Here is a 5,347-nt window from a genome sequence, read left to right on the forward strand (position 1 = left end):
CTCAGATAGTTCATCAGGGAGGTATGAGAGGAGTGTGTTGAAGCTGAGATTGCCGCGGGAGCTGCAACCACCACCTGAACTCATCCTCACCCTCCTGAAGTTCAAAGCCTGATGCGACCCTCAGCATCTCCTCACGCTCATCTAGCTTTCTCTAAGTCCAGTCCTTTTTGGATAGGAGGAGATCCTCTGGCCTCCCTCTGAAATCACTGGGGAGTATGAGACAGATGCTGTTGAATCTGAGTTCTATTCGGGGATTCTTAAAATTCCTATAGATTATCTCATAGTTAATTTCTCTATCCCTCATTTTTACATTCATAAAAATAGTGAAGAACCAGAATCCTTATATGATTACTCAAAAAAGAAATGGGTTTATGTGCCCCCTGGACCGAGGTAATATCCAAGTCCAATGAGGCACAGGAGGGCAATTACTCCAGCTACCGCATATACGGGTATCTCACTTTTCTCTTCACTGATTGGGTGCTGTTTTTTAACCTCATATGCCCTTGTATTTGATGATCCTCCATCTTCATCGACCTCTGATGATTGTGATTCTGGGTCCGGGGCTCCACCATCATTGGCTGAAGTGGATGTTCCCCTTCTAGCTAAGCTTTCTGATATACCTGAACCTGATGTTGCACCACCTGATGTCCCTGGAGTGGATGGTACATCCGTTGTGGATCCATCGGATGAAGGTGCGAATGCTGAGCTTTTTGTTGCAGCGTAAAGCCTGTTCTTCACTGCCTCAATAAGGTCAGGGTCAACGTACTGGAGGGTCCACGTAACCATGTTTATATCCATGTGTCCGCCTGTAACACCATTTTCTTTAACGAGTCTCGCCCATGTATTTGCAACGAAGCGGATGTCCTCTGAACTTGCTGACCAGAATCCCCTGTAGGCTGCCTTGAGGAACGTCTCTGAAACTGCGATCATGGAGTATGCGTTGCTACCCTCTGAAAGCCACTTACTTACACCGGTACTGTACCTGTCCTTCATATATATATCAAGGGCATCGTTCCACATTCTGTCATTGATGACCTCCGGTGCAACCACCTGCCATCCCCACATGTTTGAGAAGAAGTCGCTGGAAATTGATCGTGCGCCGGCATAACCTTCCTTCATCATTGCCTCTATCCATTCCTTGTTGAAGAACTTGGTGTGAAGATCCCTCATTATGAACTGTGATGCTGTCTCAACCGTTGCTGATGCAGGGTCCCTCTGGTTCAGGATGAACATGCTGGGTACGCTACCACTGAGGTATTCCACAGCCAGCCTCATGCCACCGAGGAATTCGAAGTTGTGGTCGAGGTCAAGTATTCCATGAACATTGGTTGACCTTGAGTGGTACGCCGCCGTGACCGCTGAGAGCCTCCTTGTGAATATTGCTGTTCCCACGGATTCCCAGCTGTCCTCTGCATATGCAAAGCCCATGTCACTTATGTATCCCCTTGCAAGTTCCTCTCTCTCCTCCCATGTATCCGTCATGTGCACGCCTTCACGGACAGTCTTTGAACCCCATTCTCCTCCAGGAGGTCCGAAAACCCTCTGTATAGCTGCCCTTCCTGCTTCTGTCTCATTGATTCCCATTCCAAGTAGATGCCTTACATCAGATAGCCAGTGCCTTGCTATGCTGTTCATCTCGAGTGAATCGTTTCCTGGAGTGAACATCCCTGCTTCCTTTATCGTCTTAACCGCTGAATCAAGGGCGCTGATTATCCTTGACCTCATAACCGGGCTTTCATTGTTAAGTGACTCTACGATGGTGTTGTATGAAGCTGCAAGTGCAGCCCTGAATCCACGGTCCAGGAGAACTGCAACCTGTGGAAATGTTTCCCTGAATACACCTGTTATTGTTACAACGACATCCACCCTTGGTCTGTTGAGCTGTGAAAGTGGTGTGGCCCTGACTCCAATTACATTTGAGCCTCCTGTTCCACCATATGCAGGCTCAACGCCCAGAAGCCTCATTATAAATGAGACTGTGGCGCCCTGATCCCTCTGTGTCTCGGTAGCCCACAGTATCACCCCGAGCTGCTCTGGAGTCGTATTGAAGCTTCTGAGGGCGTCCTCCGCAAGTGTTCTGCCCCTTATCCATGCTGTGTTGTATGGTATCTTCTGCTGGTCGAGGCCATAAAGGTTTCTTCCTGTTGGAAGTGATGCTGGATTTCTCACCGGATCATCACCTGTTGCTGCTGCAATGTAACGGCCATTCAGGGCATCGAGGAGTGATTTTCTTTCCATCATTGGGCTGATGATTATATTCCGCACATATGTGTATGTGAGGTTAAGTGCCTTGAGCTCTGTGGATGTAAGGTTTCTGCCAGCAGCCACCTGCAATTCCATGATTATATCCCGCAGTGATGTTCCTGATATTATCTGGAGGATGATTGAATCAAGTGCCCCGGGTAAACCTGCGAGTGCCTCCTTTGGAGTTAGATACACCGTTCCATTTACAGGGATCATGCGGTTTCTTGTGAGTATAGTGGTTGCAAGTGCCATGATCCTCTCAGTGGTCCAGTCGACACCAAATGAATGAAGTCCAAGTGGGGTCACCGTGTTCTCAAGTCCCTTCAGGTATTCGTCAAGTGAGTCAACTGATTCATCCATATTTCCCTGATCAATCAGAAAGAGCAGGTTAAGGTTCTCTGCAAGCCTCTTTATCTCGTTGAAGACAGCAGGTCTTCCTTCGCTTGATGTCAGCATGTACTGGCCGATGAGATTCTTGAGCTGGCTCATCTCCTCTGTCAGTGTATAGCCTGTGAATGGCTGTGTCAGGTGCCCTATGACAACTGAAAGTCCCCGCCTCTTTGCATGTATGGCCTCGCCGACTCCATCCATGTTGTATATGTATATTGCCGGTACGTTGCCAATGCAGATGTCAGGGTAATCTGAACCTGAAAGTGCTATGTCCTTTCTGGGAAGCCATTCATATGTTCCATGCTGCCCAAGGTGGATTATTGCGCTTGCATTGATCCCTGTCTGTAGATAGGCGTAGAATGCAAGGTACTGATATGTTGGTGGTATAACCTGGCTGTGGTAGAGCATTGATGCATCCTCATAGCCCCTCATTGGCTGTGGTCCGATGTAAACATTACCGAAACTTATTATTGGCAGCACGAAGTACTTTTTCCCGACCCTTTCAATCACCATTAAATCGCCGGGCGGTTTTCCCCAGCCACAGAGGCCAGGTATCCTCATTTCAAGGAATTCTGACTTTGCTATGCGAAACTCTGCCCATCTGTCCTCACAGTTAACTATCCCCTGAAGTGCATTGTAAACCCTTTCAAGGAGTTCGAGTGACCTTTCCCTTTGATTTATGTTCAGATAGTTACCCATTTCCTTTATAGCTGATTCAATGCCCTTCTTCCATTCTGTCACTGTATGTGTAATCAGCTTGTTGAGTTCAACCGTTCTTTTGCTGACTGGAACCGTGTATATCTTGGATGCCAGTACGTCAATGTAGCCAAGTGGTCCTTCCTCCATCTCCTTCCTGGTTATCTCAGGTAGTTTTCTGAACCATTCCATGAATTCAGATACATCCCAGAGAACCATCCTTGCTGATGCATTCTCAAGTTCACCTGCAAGTTCAATGTTTCTTCCCCGCTCCATCATGGTGGCTATCAGTTCATCAACGTTTGATGGTACCTGCAGCGTGTAACCATTTTCCTTAAGTAGCTTGAGAATGCTGAGTATTGATTCAGGGCCGTTTAGAGAGTTGCCCCCTGCAAGGGTTTCCCTGCCAGGTGGATAGTTGTAGTAGACAAGTGCCACGATTTTTTCAGTGTTATTCATGTATCGGAGTTTCAGCCAGTTTGAAACCCTCTCACATATCCTCATGAGCCTCTCGGGTATGACATCGGCGGCGACCATTTCAACTCCTGTTACAGGATCCACTGATGTTTTCATTGTTGCAATGAGTATCTGTTCAATGTGCCCCTGTGTCTCCTCGATTGCCATTTCCGATCCGAAACTGTAGTCCAGCCCCTGCTGTGAGATCTGCCAGTAGTCTGTGGTAAGATAACCGCTTGACCAGACCTGTAGTGGTGAAAATACAGGAACGCCAAAATTTGAGAGGAAGTCTGTACCATTTGCCTGAGCCATGCTCCCCCCTATGAGCCATGCCAGGTTGATTATGGCATCGACCCTTGAAGTGTTTGCTGTTCGATCAATGAAATACTCGCTGATTGCCCTTATAACATTGAGGCCGTTTGCAGGATTGCCCTCTGCAACCACCGGTATCGTGTTTATACCTCTGCTTTCAAGTTCAGTCACAAGTGAGTCCAGAATGTTGCTATCACCCCTTCCAAGGGTCACATGTCTGTATGCAATTATTCCAACGGTTGGTCTTTTAGGTCTGATAAATGATGAGTAGCTGGCAAAGTTCTGATACTCGGTTCCGTTTCTGTATATGACATATGGCTTGGTTGATACTGGTGGACTGTATGTGAAACCCCCATCAGGGTACTTGAGGGCAAGGAAGTACATTAAAAGATCCCTTGAAAGGTACCTGTATGCCTCAATGTAATTTGCAGCTGCAAGATACTGGAGTTTCACCTCATCTATCAGCGAAGAATTTGCAGTGTAACCCCTGAGCTGCTGGTACATCAGTTGCATCTGGACATCAGTAAGTGGTTGTCCGCTCTGTGATACAAAACGGGTGCCTCCGATATTTGTTATCCTGATGAGAGGAACGTACCATGTTGGCATTCCCATGACAACCACTGTCTTGTTGTTCATCCGCCCCTCAGAGTGTAACTCCAGGATACGATCTGATACCGGGCCGCCCTCAATGTTGTCCAGGTAGATGAGATCCGCCCACTCGATTAGTTCCGGGAGCTCTGTGAGATTGTTGCCTGCCTGGCTCACAGATCTCGCCTTAAACTTTATATGGGGGTAATCGGCTGAGATGTTATGCATCACCCTTACCATCTGGCTGGTGGTCCTGTCTGTTCCTATTACAAGGAAGTTTATCTCATCCCCTGTGGTGTTTGAGGAGTTGCTGGTTGCTGAAACACCCCCTATCAATGTCAGTATCACTGAAATCAGTAGAAAAGCTGCTATTATTCCCTGTTTTTTAATTACATTCACCTCCTATTTTGTTAATTATAGAACAACTTTAGCAGAACAACTATTTAAATCTTATACACTTAAAATAAAGTAATAAAAATGGTTAAATGAAGTGCAATTAAATAATACTTGAATCCATAATATTATGTGATCATGTTTTTATATTATCCCCGACAATATCACTCTGGAGTGTTAAACATGAAGGTTCCAAGATGCATGAGTACACAGCATCCAGACAATGTGAACCCGCCGTTCTTTGCAGCAGAACCTGAACTCGGTGGTG

General features: G+C 46.7%; 2 protein-coding genes. One reads left to right on the forward strand and one right to left on the reverse strand.

Annotated features, from left to right (window positions below; genetic code table 11):
* Nucleotides 1-369: 369 nt before the first annotated feature.
* Entirely contained in the window at nt 370-5,085 is a 4,716-nt protein-coding gene (locus ACPLJI_RS08830; protein ID WP_424741257.1) for a cobaltochelatase subunit CobN, read from the reverse strand.
* A gap of 177 nt (nt 5,086-5,262) precedes the next feature.
* On the opposite strand from ACPLJI_RS08830, the gene ACPLJI_RS08835 reads away from it, so the two are divergent.
* Nucleotides 5,263-5,347, forward strand: an 85-nt coding sequence (locus ACPLJI_RS08835; protein ID WP_424741235.1) for a phosphoenolpyruvate carboxylase, incomplete at its 3' end; no start/stop codon positions are given.

The organism is Methanothermobacter sp. (assembly GCF_049720995.1).
GTDB lineage: Archaea > Methanobacteriota > Methanobacteria > Methanobacteriales > Methanothermobacteraceae > Methanothermobacter.